This is a genomic window from Aquabacter sp. L1I39 (assembly GCF_017742835.1).
Classification (GTDB): Bacteria; Pseudomonadota; Alphaproteobacteria; order Rhizobiales; family Xanthobacteraceae; genus L1I39.
The window spans coordinates 1,528,784-1,543,169 of the sequence record NZ_CP072392.1 but is presented as its reverse complement, the minus strand read 5'-3'; the positions used below and the strand labels follow the sequence as shown (position 1 = coordinate 1,543,169).

Genomic DNA, 14,386 nt, shown 5'->3' with positions numbered 1-14,386 from the left:
GCTCAGGCGTCCAGCACCAGATCTGTGAGCGGCACCGCCTGGCAGGCGAGGCACGCGCCCTCTTCCTCGTCCTCCACCGGCACCAGGTGCAGCACCTGCCCTGAGACCACGGTGACCTTGCAGCTCTCGCACTGGCCGGTGCGGCAGCCGCTGGGCAAGCTGAGCCCGGCTTTCTCCGCGCAGGCCAGCAAAGCGCCCGCCTCCGGCGTCCAGGTGAGCGTGCGGCCGGAGCGGGAAAAGGTGAGCGTGCGGGGGGAAAGGTCGCCCTCCGGCACGCCGGCGGGGGAGCGGAACCGCTCGCGGAAGATCTCAAAGGCCGGCACGCCCCGGCCCTTCAGCAGCGCCACGGCCTCGTCCATCATGGCGTCCGAGCCGCACAGATAGAAGCGGGCGCGGGCCTCGATGAGCGCCTGCGGCAGGTCCGCCGCGCAGAAGCGGCCTTCCATGTCGCAGCGCGCGCCCGTTTCCGGGCGGGTGAGATAGGTGGTGAGCTTCAGGTTGGGCAGGCGTTGGGCGAGCGCGGCAAGCCGGGCGGCGAAGGGCTGCTCGGCGGCGCTGCGGCAGCCATAGTGCAATTCCACCTGCGGCTCGCCGGCCTTGCCCTCCAGGCTTTCCAGATAGGACAGGAAGGGCGTGATGCCGATGCCGCCGGCGATCAGCACCACCGGGAATTCATTCTCCAGCGGCATGACGAAGTTGCCCGCCGGGGCCTGAAGATCGAGGCGCGCGCCCTCTTTCAACCCCGCGAAAATGGCCTCCGACACCACCCCGCCCGGCAGCCGGCGCACGGCGATGGAATAGGCGGTGGGCGCGGCCTCGACGGGGCCGGTGAGCGAATAGGAGCGGGTTTGCCCGTCCACCCGCACGGTCACGAACTGGCCCGGCCGGAAGGGGGGCAGCAGCCCGCCGTCTTCGGGAACGAGCGTGAGGGCGGCGACCTCGCCCGGCTCGTCCCGGCGCGCGGCGACGCGGAAGGTGCGCCAGCCCGGCCAGCGGCGGGCGAGGACGGCGGCGTCCAGCTCCACCTCGCACACATAGGAGCGCAAGGGCAGCGAGCCGCTCACCGGATCGCGGTCGGCTTCGGGAATGACGGCATTATAGCTCGCAGCCCCCGGCGCGCCGGTCGAGATGGCGAAGGCGGGCAGGCCGAGATCGGGCGCGCCTTGCCACCAGCCATAGTCGCAGGCCACCGTATCGGGGGCGAGCGTGGCGTTGAGCTTGGCTTTCACCGAGATGGCGCCGCGCGGCGTGCGCACGCGGATGGCATCGCCCTCCGCGATGCCGCGGGCGGCGGCGGTGTCGGGATGGATCTCCGCCAGTGGCTCGCCCCGCTTCTTGCGGAGCGCGGTGATGCCGCGCTGCTGGCTGTGGCAGAAATAGCCGTTATTGGCGGAGAACAGGACGAGGGGGAAATCCCCATCCGGCGTGCGCGCGGGCGGCACGAAGCGCGGCAGCGGGTCGTAGCCGTGGCGCAGGAAGAGTTCGCTGTAGAGCTCCACCCGGCGGGTCTGGGTGGCAAAGCCGGTGTCGCGATACTTGCGATAGGTCTCCTTGAGGGGCAGGCTGATGCCTTCGGGATGCTGGCGCAACTGCGCCACATCAAGGCCCAGCGGGGCCAGCATGTGGTTCCAGCCGGCATCCACATCGCCGCCAAAGAACGCCTCCCCCAACCCCAGGCGCGGGGCGAGGGCGAAGACGATCTCCTGGTCCGAGCGGGTGTCGCCCTGGCGGGGGATCATTTGCGGGCGCAACTGCACCAGCTCCTGCGCCGCATGGGTGATCTCGAAGCCCACCCGCAGCGCCTCATGCTCATAGGAACTGGTCACCGGCAGCACGATGTCCGCATGTTCGGCCGTCGGGTTCAGGAACAGGTCGCAATGGACCTGGAACTCCAGCGCATCCAAAGCCTTGGCGCCCCGCTCCGGCTCGGGATGGGAGACCAGCAAGTTGGAGCCGAAGGTCATCAAGGCGCGGATGGGATAGGGCTTGCCCTCCAGCACCGCGTCGTAAAAATCGGTGGAGGTGATCCAGCCATCCACCGGGGGGCCGAGCGGGCGGTCGGCAAGGCCCAGCGCCTTGGCGCGGGTGGCGGGCGGGATCAGCGCCATGGAATGGAGCGCGGGCACCGGATGGGCGGCGCGGCGCACATTGCCGCCGGGGATGTCGAAGGAGCCGGTGAGGGCATAGAGGCTCGCCACCGCCCGCTCGGTCTGGGTGGCGTTGGTGTGCTGGCCGAGGCCGGTCCAGGCGTGATAGGCGACCGAACCCGCCGCCGCGATCAGGTCCGCGAACGCCTCCACATCCCCCGCCGGGACGCCGGTGATGGCTTCCACGGTGGCCGGATCATAGGGGGCGAGGGCCTCCTCATAGAGGTCGAAGGCGGTGCGGCAGGAGATGGGGCCAAAAGCGGTGTTGAGGGTGAGGCCGCCGGAAAGGCGCGGCTTGCCGCCGCGATCCTCGCTGGAGACAGGCCGGCCGGCGGCCTCGTCCCACATCACATAGGCGGCGTCCTCCTCAAGCCCCACCTCGGCGCCGCGCAGGAAGCGGCCGGTGTCCGTGCGCACCAGGAGGGGGCCGTTGGTCCAGCCTTCCACGAAGTCCCGGTCGTAGCCCCCGCGCGCGATCAGTGCCCGCGCCACGCCCAGAGCCAGGGCCGCGTCGGTGCCGGGGCGCACCCGCAGCCACAGGTCGGCGTCGCGGGCCATGCCGGTCTGGCGGGGATCGATCACCACCACCTTGGCCCCGCGCGCCCGCGCGGTGCCCACCGCTTCCGCCTGGGCCAGCCAGACATTGGCGGGGTTGTGGCCCCATAGCAGGATGAGGTCGGAATTCAGATAGTCGGCGGTGGGAATGCCGCAGCCGAAGGTGAAGGCGTGGGCATGGTCCTTATGCCAGTTGCACACTTCGGTGGCGAAGATGGTGTTCGGGCTGCCGAAGCTGCGGATGAGCCGCTGCACCCAGTCGAGCGCATCCGACATGGAGGAGGACGAGCCCGAAGTCACCGCGAAGGCCACCGCCTCCGGCCCGCTCTCGGCGCGGATGGCGTTGAGCTTTTCCGCGATCTCGTCCAGCGCCTCATCCCAGGAGATGGGCTTGAAGGCGGGGTCCGCCGCCCCCCGCGGGGTGGTGCGGCGCAAGGGGGTGGTGAGGCGGCGGGCGGAATGGGCGATTTCCGGGGCCGCGCGCCCCTTGGGGCACATGGCCTTGCCGGTGGGGTGGGCCGGGTTCGGCCGCACCGAGACGAGCCGCCCCCCGGCGACCGTGACAGTGGTGCCGCAGCGCGAGCGGCAGAGCGTGCAGAAGCCCGGCTTGTCCTCGATCCGCATTCCGGTCTCCTCTTCTTGTTTCCTCTGCCCGCGCCCTCAGCCCCTCAGGAGGCGGCGCGCAAGGGCGGGGTGCCCGTGTCCACCAGCAACTGGGCGGCCACCAGATCCTCCAGCGCCGCGCCCACCGACTTGAAGACGGTGATGGCGGCGGCGTCCGTGCGTCCCGGCACGCGGCCGGCGGTCAGATCGTGCAGATCGCCCTTGAGGCGGTCCGCGCTCCAGGCGCCGGCGGCGATGGGCTGGAGAAGGTCGCCCGCCTCGGCGAGGGCGCCGGCGCGGGTGTCCACATAGATGTCGGCGCGGGCGATGAGGGCATCGTCGCTCTCGCGCATCGCAGGGGTGAAGGCGCCCACCAGGTCCACATGGGTGCCCGGCCGCACCAGGGCGCCCCGCACCAAGGGCTCAACGGATGTGGTGCCGCAGGCGACGATATCCGCCGCGCCGACCATGGCGGCAAGGTCGCTCGCTACCTCCGTCTGAACCTTCAGATACGTTCGGGCCCGCTCCACCAGAGCGGCGGCGCGCTCGCGGTTGCGGCCGAACACCAGGATGCGGTCGATGGGCCGGATGGCGCAATGCGCCTCCATCAGATGGGCAGCCACATGGCCGGTGCCGATGATGGCCAGCGTCCGGCTGTCGGGACGGGAAAGATAGGAGGAGGCGAGCGCGGAGGCCGCCGCCGTGCGGCGGTTGGTGAGCGCATCGCCCTCGATGATGGCGCGGGGCTGGCCGGTCTCTCCATCCATCAGCACATAGAGCGAGGCGACCGAGCCGAGCCCGCGCGCCGCATTGCCGGGAAAGACCGTGACGAGCTTGGTGCCGATGGCGGTGCCCCGCTTCCAGGCGGGCATGAGCAGGAGATGGCCGGGCGCCGCCTCCGTGCCCACGGGATAGGACTGGCGTACGGGCATCTTCTCGCCCTCCTCCTGGAAGGCGGCGCGCAGCGCCTCCACCAGGCGCGGATAGGTGAGGGCGGCTTCGACTTCTTCTGCGCCAAACATGCGCGGCATGGACAAAAACTCCAGAACACGGACCAATAAGGGCGGCTAGTCCGCCCCCAGCTTGACGGCGCCGGTGCAGATCCACAGCACTTCGGCGTCCTCTTGCGACAGCGAGACGAGGGCATGGCCCATATTGCTGTCGAAATAGGTGCTGTCCCCCGGCTCCAGAATGGCGGGGGCGTAGAATTCGGTGAAAACCTGCACCCGGCCGGAGAGCACGCATAGGAATTCCTCCCCCTCGTGCCGCACCCAGCCGTCGAAATCATCCAGGCTGCGGGCGCGGATCTTGGCCTTGAAGGGCAGGATGCGCTTTTGGGAGAGGTCAGTGGCCAGCACCTCATAGACATAGGTGCTGGTGGGGTGGTGCTTGCCCTCGTTGTTGCGGGTGAGCGAGCGGCGCCCGAAGGGGGCGGCCTGGCTGCGCACGTCGAACAGTTCCACTATGTCGAGGGCCATGCCGTGCGTGATCTTCTGCAGCACGTCATAGGTGGGCGACATCTGCCCGTTCTCAATCTTAGACAGGGTGGAGCGGGCGACCCCGGTGCGCTGGCTCACATCGTCCAATGTCCAGCCGCGCTCATTGCGCATGCGCTTCAGCTTCAGGCCGAGATCGACCCGGTCCTCCCGCGCCGGGCGCGGGGCGGCGGCGAAGCGGGCGGGGATGGCGGGGCTCTGAGCGCCTTCGGATACCAATTGAGGGGCGCCGGGCGCGGCGGGCGCATCGGGCGCGACCCCGTTCGTGGGCGCGGCCTTGCGCCGGGTGCGGGCGGGCGCCGCCTCGGCCGCCGCGCGTCTGGCATTGGAAACCGTGTCCTTCACCACGTCACTCCCTGGGATGGCGCGGGACGGTCCCCGCCACGCGCCGACCCGATGTGTCCCGGGCCGGGTCCTATCCTGCCATTAAACCGGCCCGGTGCCATTGCGTAAGACCGCAGAAGGGCGGAGCCGGAGCCCCGCCCGCTGCAACGTCAGGTCACTTCTTTACCAGCGGGCACTCGCTCTGCGCGAGGGGCAGGAAGGCCTGGTCGCCGGGAATGGTTTCCAGGACGTCGTAATAGTCCCACGGGGCCTTGGATTCGGAGGGCTTCTTCACCTTCACCAGATACATGTCGTGGACCATGCGGCCATCGGCCCGCACCACGCCATTCTTGGCGAAGAAGTCGTTCACCGGCAGTTCGCGCATCTTGGCGGCCACCGCCTTGGCCTCGTCCGTGCCGGCGGCCTGGATGGCCTTCAGATAGTGGAAGATGGAGGAATAGACGCCGGCCTGGAGCGCGGTGGGCATGGCGCCGCGCTTGTCATAGAAGCGCTTGGCGAAGGCGCGGGTCTCGTCATTATAGTTCCAGTAGAAGCCTTCCACGAACGAGGTGCCCTGGGCGATGTCGAGGCCCAGCGAATGCACGTCGGTGATGAACATGATGGGCGCCGCCAGCGTCTGGCCGCCCTGCACGATGCCGAATTCATGGGCCTGCTTGATGGCGGTGGTCAGGTCCTTGCCGGCATTGGCGAGGAAGATCACCTGCGCGCCCGAGGCCTGGGCCGGCAAGAGATAGGGCGACATGTCGGCGGAATTGAAGGGGTTGCGGATGGAGCCCACCACCGTGCCGCCCAGGTCCTTCACCTCGGCCATGCCGATCTTTTCCAGCGAATGGCCGAAGGCGAAGTCGGCGGTCACGAAGTACCAGCTCTTCTTGCCCTGCTTGATGAGGCCCTTCACGGGCGCGACCGCGTTGGAATAATTGTCATAGACCCACTGGAAGCCGGTGGGCGAGCACTGCTTGCCGGTGAGATCCGTGGTGCCGGGGGAGGAGAACAGCGCCACGCGGTTGGTGTCGCGGGTGAGCTGCTGCACCGCCAGCGCGATGGCGGAATTGGTCACGTCCGAAATGGCGTCCACCTGCTCATTCTCGATCCAGCGCCGGGCGATGGAGACGCCCACGTCCGTCTTGTGCTGGTGGTCGGCGCTGATGAGCTTGATGGGCTTGCCCAGCACGGTGCCGCCGAAATCGGCGATGGCCATTTCCGCCGCCGTGACGGAGCCGGGGCCGTTCATGTCCGACCACTGGCCGGACAGATCGGTGAGCACGCCGATCTTCACCACGTCGTCGCTCACCTGGGCGGAGGCGGGCGCGGCGGCAAAGGCGCCAAGGGCGGTGGACAGTCCGAGCGCGAGAAGCGCTCCCTTCAGGGTGGAGGTTCGGCGGGACATGACGGTGGTTCCCTTCTGCTGGTTCTGGATTGGGCTTGCCGGGCGATGCCCGGTGCCCCTGTTTCCTTTGCGAAACATCAGGCGTGTTCCGCCGCCGGCTTGGGCGTGGCGACGGGAGCGGCGCGGCGGGGCAGGCGGGCGAGGATCTCGCCCACGATGCCGCGCCGGAACGCCAGCACGCACAGGATGAAGATGAGGCCGTGGATCACCGTGACCCACTGGCCGAGGGCGGTGAGATAGTTCTGCATGGCCACCACCAGGAAGGCGCCCACCACCGGCCCGAACAGGGTGCCCACCCCGCCGAGGAAGGTCATGAGCAGCACCTCCCCCGACATGGACCAGTGCACGTCGGTGAGCGAAGCCAATTGCACCACGATGGCCTTGGTGGAGCCGGCCAGCCCCGAGAGCGCCGCCGACAGGGTGAAGGCGAGGAGCTTGTAGCGGTCGGTGGCAAAGCCCAGGGACTGGGCGCGGGGCTCGTGCTCGCGGATGGCTTTCAGCACCTGCCCGAAGGGCGAGCGGGCGAGGCGCATGATGAGGAAGAAGCCGGCCAGGAACACCACCAGCACGAAGGCATAAAGGTTGGTGTGGTCGTTCAGGTCGATGAGGCCGAACAGCTTGCCGCGCGGCACGTTCTGCAAGCCGTCCTCGCCGCCGGTGAAGGGCGCCTGGAGGGCGACGAAATAGATCATCTGGGCAAAGGCCAGCGTGACCATGGCGAAATAGATGCCGGTGCGGCGGATGGCGAGCCAGCCGGAGACAAGGCCCAGGAGCGCCGCCGCGCCGGTGCCGGCGAGGATCGACAGTTCGGGGGTGAGGCCCAGGCTTTTGGCCGCATAGCCGCACACATAGCCCGCCGAGCCCAGGAACATGGCATGGCCGAAGGAGACGAGGCGGCCATAGCCGGCGATGAGGTTGAAGGCGCAGGCGAAGAGGGCGAACATCATCCCCTTCATCAGGAAGCCGGGATAGATGAGCGCCGGGGCCACCGTCAGGATCCCGGCCATGGCGAGGAAGGCCGCCATGTCCGTGCGGGGCGAGGCCGGCGGGGCATCGAGCGCCTCATGGGCGCCGGCCGCCGCTTCCGGCTTGGAGCCGAACAGGCCCGCCGGGCGCACCAGCAGGATGACGGCCATCATCACGAACACCACGGTGCTCGAGCCCTGCGGATAGAAGGTGCGGGTGAGGCCCTCCACCAGCCCCACCAGGAAGCCGGTGACGATGGAGCCCATGATGGAGCCCATGCCGCCGATCACCACCACCGCGAACACCACGATGATGATGTCCGCCCCCATGAGCGGGCTCACCTGATAGATGGGCGCCGCCAGCACGCCGGCCAGCGCCGCCAGCCCCACGCCCGCGCCGAAGGTGAGCATGACCATGCGCGGCACATCGATGCCGAAGGCCTGCACCAGCATGGGATTCTCGGTGGCGGCCCGCAGGTAGGAGCCGAGCTTGGTGTGCTCGATGACGAACCAGGTCAAAAGGCACACCACCAGCGAGGCGACGATGACCCAGGCCCGGTAGGTGGGCAGGAACATGAAGCCCAGATTGGTGCCGCCCTTCAGAAGGGCGGGGATGGCATAAGGCTGGCCTGAGGAGCCGAACACATCCCGCAGCACCCCTTGCAGCACCAGGGCCAAGCCGAAGGTGAGCAGCATGCCGTAGAGATGGTCGAGCTTATAGAGCGGGCGCAGCAAGGTGCGCTCCACCACCATGCCGAGGGCGCCCACCACCAGGGGGGCGATGAGGAGCCCCCACCAATAGGACAGGCCGAAATAGGTCAGCAGCACCCAGGCCCCCAGCGCCCCCAGCATGTAGAAGGCGCCGTGGGCGAAGTTGACGATGTTCATCATGCCGAAGATGACGGCGAGGCCCAGGCTCAGCATGGCGTAGAAGGCGCCGTTGATGAGCCCGAGCAGAAGCTGGCCGAACAGGACCGCGGTGGGGATGCCGAAAAGTGTGGTCATGGATCCCCGCTCACACGCCGAGATAGGATTTCAGGGAGGGCAGGCGGTCGGCGAAGGCGGCGGCGGGGATCTCGTCCACCACGCGGCCCAGCTCCACCACATAATGCCGGTCGGCCAGCCCCGCCGCGAAGGCGACGTTCTGCTCCACCAGGAGGATGGTGAAGCCCAGCGCCTTCAAGGTGCGGATGGTGTCGCCGATCTGCGCGATGATGACCGGGGCGAGGCCCTCGGTGGGCTCGTCCAGCAGCAGGAGGCGGGCGCCGGTGCGCAGGATGCGGGCGAGCGCCAGCATCTGCTGCTCGCCCCCCGAGAGCTTGGTGCCCTGGCTTTTCAGCCGTTCCTTCAGATTCGGGAACAGCTTCAAAATGTCCGGCACGCTCATGCCGCCCGGCCGCACCTGCGGCGGCAACAGGAGATTTTCCTCCACGTTCAGGCTGGCGAAAATGCCCCGCTCCTCCGGGCACAGCGCCATGCCCTTGCGGGCGATCTGGTGCGGGCGGGCGGCGACGATCTCGTCGGCGCCGAGGCGGATGGAGCCGGTGCGGTTGGCAATCAGGCCCATGAGGGCGCGCAGGGTCGTGGTCTTGCCGGCGCCGTTGCGGCCGATGAGGGTGACCACTTCGCCCCCGTGCACGGAAAAGCTCATGCCGTGCAGCGCCTGGCTCTCGCCATACCAGGCTTTCAAATGGGTGGTGCGCAGGGCCTCAGACATGAGCGCCTCCCGTATAGGCGGCGATCACGTCCGGGCGGGCGGAGACCTCGTCATAGGTGCCCTCCGCCAGCTTCTCGCCGCGCACCATGACGGTGATGGTGTCGGCGAGGTCGGAGACCACGCGCATATTGTGCTCCACCAGCAAGATGGTGCGTCCGCGCCCCGCCTCGCGCACCAGGCTGGAGACCTTGTCGATGTCCTCATGGCCAAGGCCCGCCATGGGCTCGTCCAGCAGCAGGACGGCAGGATTGAGGGCGAGCGTGGTGGCCAGTTCCAGAGCGCGCTTGCGGCCATAGGGGAGGTTGCCGGCGCGGGCTTCCAGATAGGTGGACAGGCCGAAGCGCTCGATCATCTCCTCGGCCGCGCGCTTGAGCGCCGGGCGGCGGGAGAGGGAACCGAAGAGGTTCCAGGCGAGGCCATTGGCGTTCAGCAGCGCCAGTTCCACATTCTCGCGCACCGTGAGCCCGGCAAACACCGCCGAGATCTGGAACGAGCGCACCACCCCGCGCCGGGCCATGGCGGGCGGCGAGAGGCGGGTCACGTCCTCGCCCTTGTGCAGGATGGTGCCGCCGGTGGGGGGCAGGAATTTGGTGAGCAGGTTGAACAGCGTGGTCTTGCCGGCGCCATTGGGGCCGATGACGGCGTGGATGGAGCCTTCGACGAGGCCGAAATCCACGCTCGCCACGGCCTTGAAGCCGCCGAAATCCCGACTGAGCCCGCGTGCTTCCAGAACGTACACGGCCGTCCCCCTCGAAGGCGCGCGCCGTCGGCGCCGGAGAGCGCGGATGGCACGGCTTCAGCAAGTGGCGAGGCCTTGGGCGGCGAGCGGCGAGTGCCCCTTGCGGACGGGCCCCGGAATGGAAGGTGTCCCGCCCTCGTGGTCTTGATCCGGGGCAGGTTCTGGGGATCAGACTAGCCGAAAGCTTCATAAGTTCAATATCGGAAACTTATTTCTTCATAAGTGGCGAAAATTGATGCGCCTGCCCGAATTTTCGCCGCGCCTGTGCCTGCGGGGGTGGCGGGGGCAGCGACGGGGGAGGGGTGTGCGGGGCAGGATGGCGGCGTGTCGTAAAAGGTCAGCGCGAAGGCGCGCGCCACTCCCCTGGTCATGGTCGGGCTTGTCGCGGCCATCCACGGGCGCCGGCCCGGAACGCCCTCATGTTCCTTCAAACGGATGGCCGTGGAGACGCGGACCAAGCCCGCGCATGCCCGTGCGCTCGGAGGCGAGGGGGCGCAGACGTGCGACGCCCCGCGATTTCTCCGAAAGGAAACGTGTTCCCTTCACCGCCCCGCCAGGAACCACTCCCCGAACGCCTTGGCGTAAAGCTCGGGCGCTTCCAGATTGGCGGAATGGCCGATGCCGGGGAGCACCTCCAGCCGGCAGTCGGGCAGGCCGGCGCACATGTCCTGCGCGTCGGCGAGGGTGAGGATGACGTCCTTCTCGCCCCACAGGATCAATTGCGGCTGGCGCATCTCGCACATGCGCGCGGCCAGCTCGCCCAGCTTGAACTCCCGCTCCAGCCCCACGGGCGTGCCGGACCAGATGCCGTCGGAGACCGAAAAGGTCTGGTCGACGATCTTCTCGAACAGCACGCCCCGCGCGCCCGCATCGGCCACCAATTGCGGGCCTTCCGGCGAGGTGAGGCTCTCGGGCACGAACAAGGAAGAGGCCGCCCAGGCCATGCCGGCGCGGGTGGCGGCCTTGTGGGCCTTCATGGCCGCGAAGCCCTTGATGGCCTGTTCCGGCAGCACGATGGAGCGGGGCGCCACCGGGTCCAGATGCAGCACCCGCCCGAAGCGCTCCGGCTGGGCCAGCAGCATGCGCGCCGCGATGATGCCGCCGGTGGAATGGGTGGCCAGATGGCAGAAGGAGATTCCCAGCGCATCGAGGGCCGCGATCATATCGGCCGCGTGCTGGGCGATGGAATAATTGGCAAAGTCCGCGTCCGCCGCCGGCCGGTCGCTGTCGCCGCAGCCGCGCCAGTCGATGCCGATGGTCTTCAGGCCGGCGGGAAAGAGGGGGGCGGCCAGCTCGATCCAGTCCTTGCTGGCGAGGTTGCCATGGATGAAGACCACGGGCACGTCCCCTTCGCCCCAGCTCCGCAGGCCGAGCTTGAGGCCCCCGATGTCGACATGCGTCATGGCTTTCTCCTGCTTGCGGTGCGGCGGCCGGCGGGATGGCCGGACGTGACGAAGCCCGATCAGAGGTGCTGACTTATACACCTCTCAAGACCGTCATGCCCGGGCTTGACCCGGGCATCCACGGCCATCCGCTTGCGGGACCGGTGCCCCTTTCCGTGGATGGCCGGGACGAGCCCGGCCATGACGCGCGAAGGGAGAGGCGCCAACCCACGAGGCGCCGGCGGGCGCCCCTATGGGAGCGCCCGTTTCAGGGCTCTTACTTGTTCAGCCCCTTGGGCGTCGCCGCGGTGGCGGGGCTGGCCGCGGGGGCGGCGGCCGCCTGGCCGGGCGCGCCGTTGATGAGGCGGTCCACGATCACCTGCGAGGTGGTTTCCACCTGGCCGGACTTCACGAAGTCCACCACGTCCTCGGCGAATTCCACCGGGTCGTCGGTGTGGATGAAGTGGGCGGTGTCCGTATAGATCTTCACCTGCACGTCGCGGCCCGCCGCCTCCATGCGCGTCATGAAGGGCAGGATGGCCTGGCGGCTGAGATCGGTGCGGCCGTTGAAGGGCGCGCTCGGGATGAACGGCTCCTTGTTGCCGAAGGCCAGGAAGATCGGCACCTTGATCTCGGTGAGGCGCTTGTAGAGGCTTTTCGGGTCGCTCTCCAAGGATTCCGAGGCCATGGTGTAGATGTCGAACACGAACACATCCACCCATTGCTGCAATTCGCGCGGATCGCCCTTGATCATGCCGATGCGCTGGTCGGTGTGGAGCCGGGCATATTCGCTGTCGCGCAGGAAATAGCCGGACTTGGAGGGCGTCACGACGCCGGTGACGGGGTCGCGGGTGCGGAAGTGGAAGAAGTCATCCACCTGCTGGGCGGTCAGATTCTTCTCCCGGTCGCGCAGGCCCGTCTGGTCCCAGGTGGCGGCCCAGGCCTTGAAGTCGCGGGCGAAGGCGGGGTTGAAGAGGTCCAGCTTCTTGCCCGGCCCCACCGTGACCTCGCGGGGATATTCCTCAAGCCCGGCGGGGGCTTCCAGGATCAGCTTGGTGACCGCGTCGGGATAGGTGAGGGCATAGCCCATCACCAATTGCCCGCCCATGGAATGGCCGAGATAGGCGGCCTTCTTCACGCCCAGCTGGTCCACCACCAGGCCATGCACCACCTGCCGCATGTCCTCCATGGTGCGGGCGGGGCTCTTGTCCAGATTGCCGGGGCCGGACATGCCGTAATGGGGCAGGTCGGGCACGATCACCCGCAGCCCGCGCTCCAGCGCGATGCGCATGATGTTGCCGTAATGGCCACCGAACGCGCCCTTGCCATGGACGATCACCAGCACGTCGGGATTGGGCGAGGTGCCGGCATATTCATCCATATAGCCGATGTCCCACTCGACACCCTGGCCGTCCTTCACCTTGGTCTTCTTCACCGGGAAGGGATACTTCACATAGGTGTTCCAGAACGACTTGTCGGGCGTGATGTCCTTGGCCACCGAGGGGGTGGTGTAAGTGGTGGCGGTGAGCGCCTGGTTGCGGGTGAGCCGCGCCACGTCGCCCAGGAAGCCGTTCACGGTGGGGTCGAACTGCTTGTTCTTGAGGATGGAGAACACGCCGTAATGGGCCACCGGGCTCGGCTCATGCACGAAGTCGGCGCCGGGCACGCGGGCGACCGTGCGCTTGGCGCGGTCGAAGGTCAGCCACTGGTCGTTGTCGATATGCATGACCAGGGTGCGGGCCTTGATGCGCCCGAGGTCGGCATTGATGTTGTAGGTCTCGCCCGCCCGGTTGCGCCACAGCAGGTCCACCGCGTCGAACAGCAACGCGCGGGCATTCACCGACGAGCCGGCCTTCGGGTTGGGCGGGTTCCAGTAGAAGACATCCGGCTGCACCTTGTCCCAGGGCTGCTGCGAGCGGAAGTCGAAGGAAAAGCCGGTCATCAGCAGGATGGACCAGCCGAAGGCGACGCCCTGGTTGGGGTGCTTGTCCTTGGGCAGATTGTAGTAATTGCCCCCCGTGGCGCGCCATTGCGGGTCGGATTCGATGGCCGCCGACATGAGCTGGAAGGTCCAGTTGCCCACCGGGTCCTCGCCGTCGGACTGGGTGGTGCCGCCGATGGGCATGAGGCCGTTCATGAAGTCAGGATGCATGACGCCCCAGACATAGGTCTGGGTGGCGCCCATGGAGACGCCGGTCACCAAAGCGGCGCGGCCGATCTTCAGATGGTCCCGCAGCATGCGGTAATTGGACTGGACGAGGTCCATATAGCCGTACTGGGGAAACTTCTGACCCAGCCCGTCCGAGGGCTTGCTGGCGCCCCACAGGCCGAGGCCATCCAAGAGCACCACATAATATTGGTTGGTGTCGATGGCGCGGTTGGGGCCGATGACCGATCCCCCCGACAGGGCCGAGCCCTCCACCCACTGGGCGTACATGTCGGTGGAATCGCCGGAATAGAAGGTGTTGACGATCACCGCATTGGTGATCTCGCCAGCAGCATTCCGGCGGGGCGTGCCGAGCGCGATATAGGCGGTCTTCAGCGGGCCGGCGCCGAGCGATTCCAGCGTCGTGCCGCCTTCCCCGCCATTTTCCCACTTCGCCGGGCTGGAGAGGTCATAGGTGCCGCCGATGCGGAAATTTGGCACCTCATAATATTTCTTCAGGTCGCACAGGCGGGCCTGCGAGCATTGGCCGGTGATCTTCAGCGGCTGCGCCGGGGCGGCGGCGGGCGCCGTGCCGGCCTTGGCGCCCGGCGCGGTCGCGGGCGGGTTGGATTGCGCTGACGCCAGCGTCGCCGACGCCAGCACCAGCGCGGCGGCCCAGAGGGTGCGTCCCATATGTTTCTCCCCAATGCCCGTGAACGGGCGGAATGGCCGTTTGTCCCGGCGTGTCGTGCCACGCGACGTGAGGTATCCCCGCCCTCCGCCGATGCGCTGAAACTGACGCCAAAGCCAAGCCGCGCCGTTGATCGGCGTCAAGGTCCTTCGCACGAATGCATAGTCCTTTCGTGACACTGATTTGTGCTGCGCCAGCGAAGTGATGAGT

9 protein-coding genes and 1 pseudogene are annotated in these 14,386 nt (G+C 68.0%); all 10 read right to left on the bottom strand.

Annotation, left to right across the window (positions count from 1 at the left end):
• Positions 1-2 precede the first annotated feature (2 nt).
• The 10 genes and pseudogenes from J5J86_RS06640 to J5J86_RS06600 all read right to left on the bottom strand — a co-directional run bounded on the left by J5J86_RS06640 (position 3) and on the right by J5J86_RS06600 (position 14,178).
• Entirely contained in the window at positions 3-3,326 is a 3,324-nt protein-coding gene (locus tag J5J86_RS06640; protein ID WP_209104073.1) for a molybdopterin-dependent oxidoreductase, read from the bottom strand.
• A gap of 44 nt (positions 3,327-3,370) precedes the next feature.
• Entirely contained in the window at positions 3,371-4,336 is a 966-nt protein-coding gene (locus J5J86_RS06635; RefSeq protein WP_209104072.1) for an ornithine cyclodeaminase family protein, read from the bottom strand.
• Between the two features lie 36 nt (positions 4,337-4,372).
• Positions 4,373-5,146, bottom strand: a complete 774-nt coding sequence (locus J5J86_RS06630) for a helix-turn-helix domain-containing protein (RefSeq protein WP_247658137.1) — start codon at positions 5,144-5,146, stop codon at positions 4,373-4,375.
• Between the two features lie 154 nt (positions 5,147-5,300).
• Positions 5,301-6,536: an ABC transporter substrate-binding protein gene (locus J5J86_RS06625; RefSeq protein WP_209104071.1), complete on the bottom strand. Its 1,236-nt coding sequence runs from the start codon at positions 6,534-6,536 to the stop codon at positions 5,301-5,303.
• Between the two features lie 77 nt (positions 6,537-6,613).
• Complete coding sequence (locus J5J86_RS24630; RefSeq protein ID WP_342449172.1) at positions 6,614-7,480, bottom strand: branched-chain amino acid ABC transporter permease; 867 nt, start codon at positions 7,478-7,480, stop codon at positions 6,614-6,616.
• Between the two features lie 150 nt (positions 7,481-7,630).
• Positions 7,631-8,506: pseudogene (locus J5J86_RS24625) on the bottom strand (branched-chain amino acid ABC transporter permease); the annotation flags it as partial.
• Positions 8,507-8,516: 10 nt separating this feature from the next.
• Positions 8,517-9,218, bottom strand: a complete 702-nt coding sequence (locus J5J86_RS06615; protein ID WP_209104069.1) for an ABC transporter ATP-binding protein — start codon at positions 9,216-9,218, stop codon at positions 8,517-8,519.
• Positions 9,211-9,957 (bottom strand): ABC transporter ATP-binding protein, encoded by a 747-nt coding sequence (locus tag J5J86_RS06610; protein ID WP_209104068.1) that lies wholly within the window; start codon positions 9,955-9,957, stop codon positions 9,211-9,213. Before J5J86_RS06610 ends, J5J86_RS06615 begins: the two co-directional genes overlap by 8 nt.
• Before the next feature lie 542 nt (positions 9,958-10,499).
• The gene (locus tag J5J86_RS06605) at positions 10,500-11,360 is read right to left on the bottom strand and encodes an alpha/beta fold hydrolase (protein WP_209104067.1); all 861 of its coding nucleotides are present in this window, start codon (positions 11,358-11,360) and stop codon (positions 10,500-10,502) included.
• A 256-nt stretch (positions 11,361-11,616) separates the two neighbouring features.
• Positions 11,617-14,178, bottom strand: a complete 2,562-nt coding sequence (locus J5J86_RS06600) for an alpha/beta hydrolase (RefSeq protein ID WP_209104066.1) — start codon at positions 14,176-14,178, stop codon at positions 11,617-11,619.
• Between the last annotated feature and the right edge of the window lie 208 nt (positions 14,179-14,386).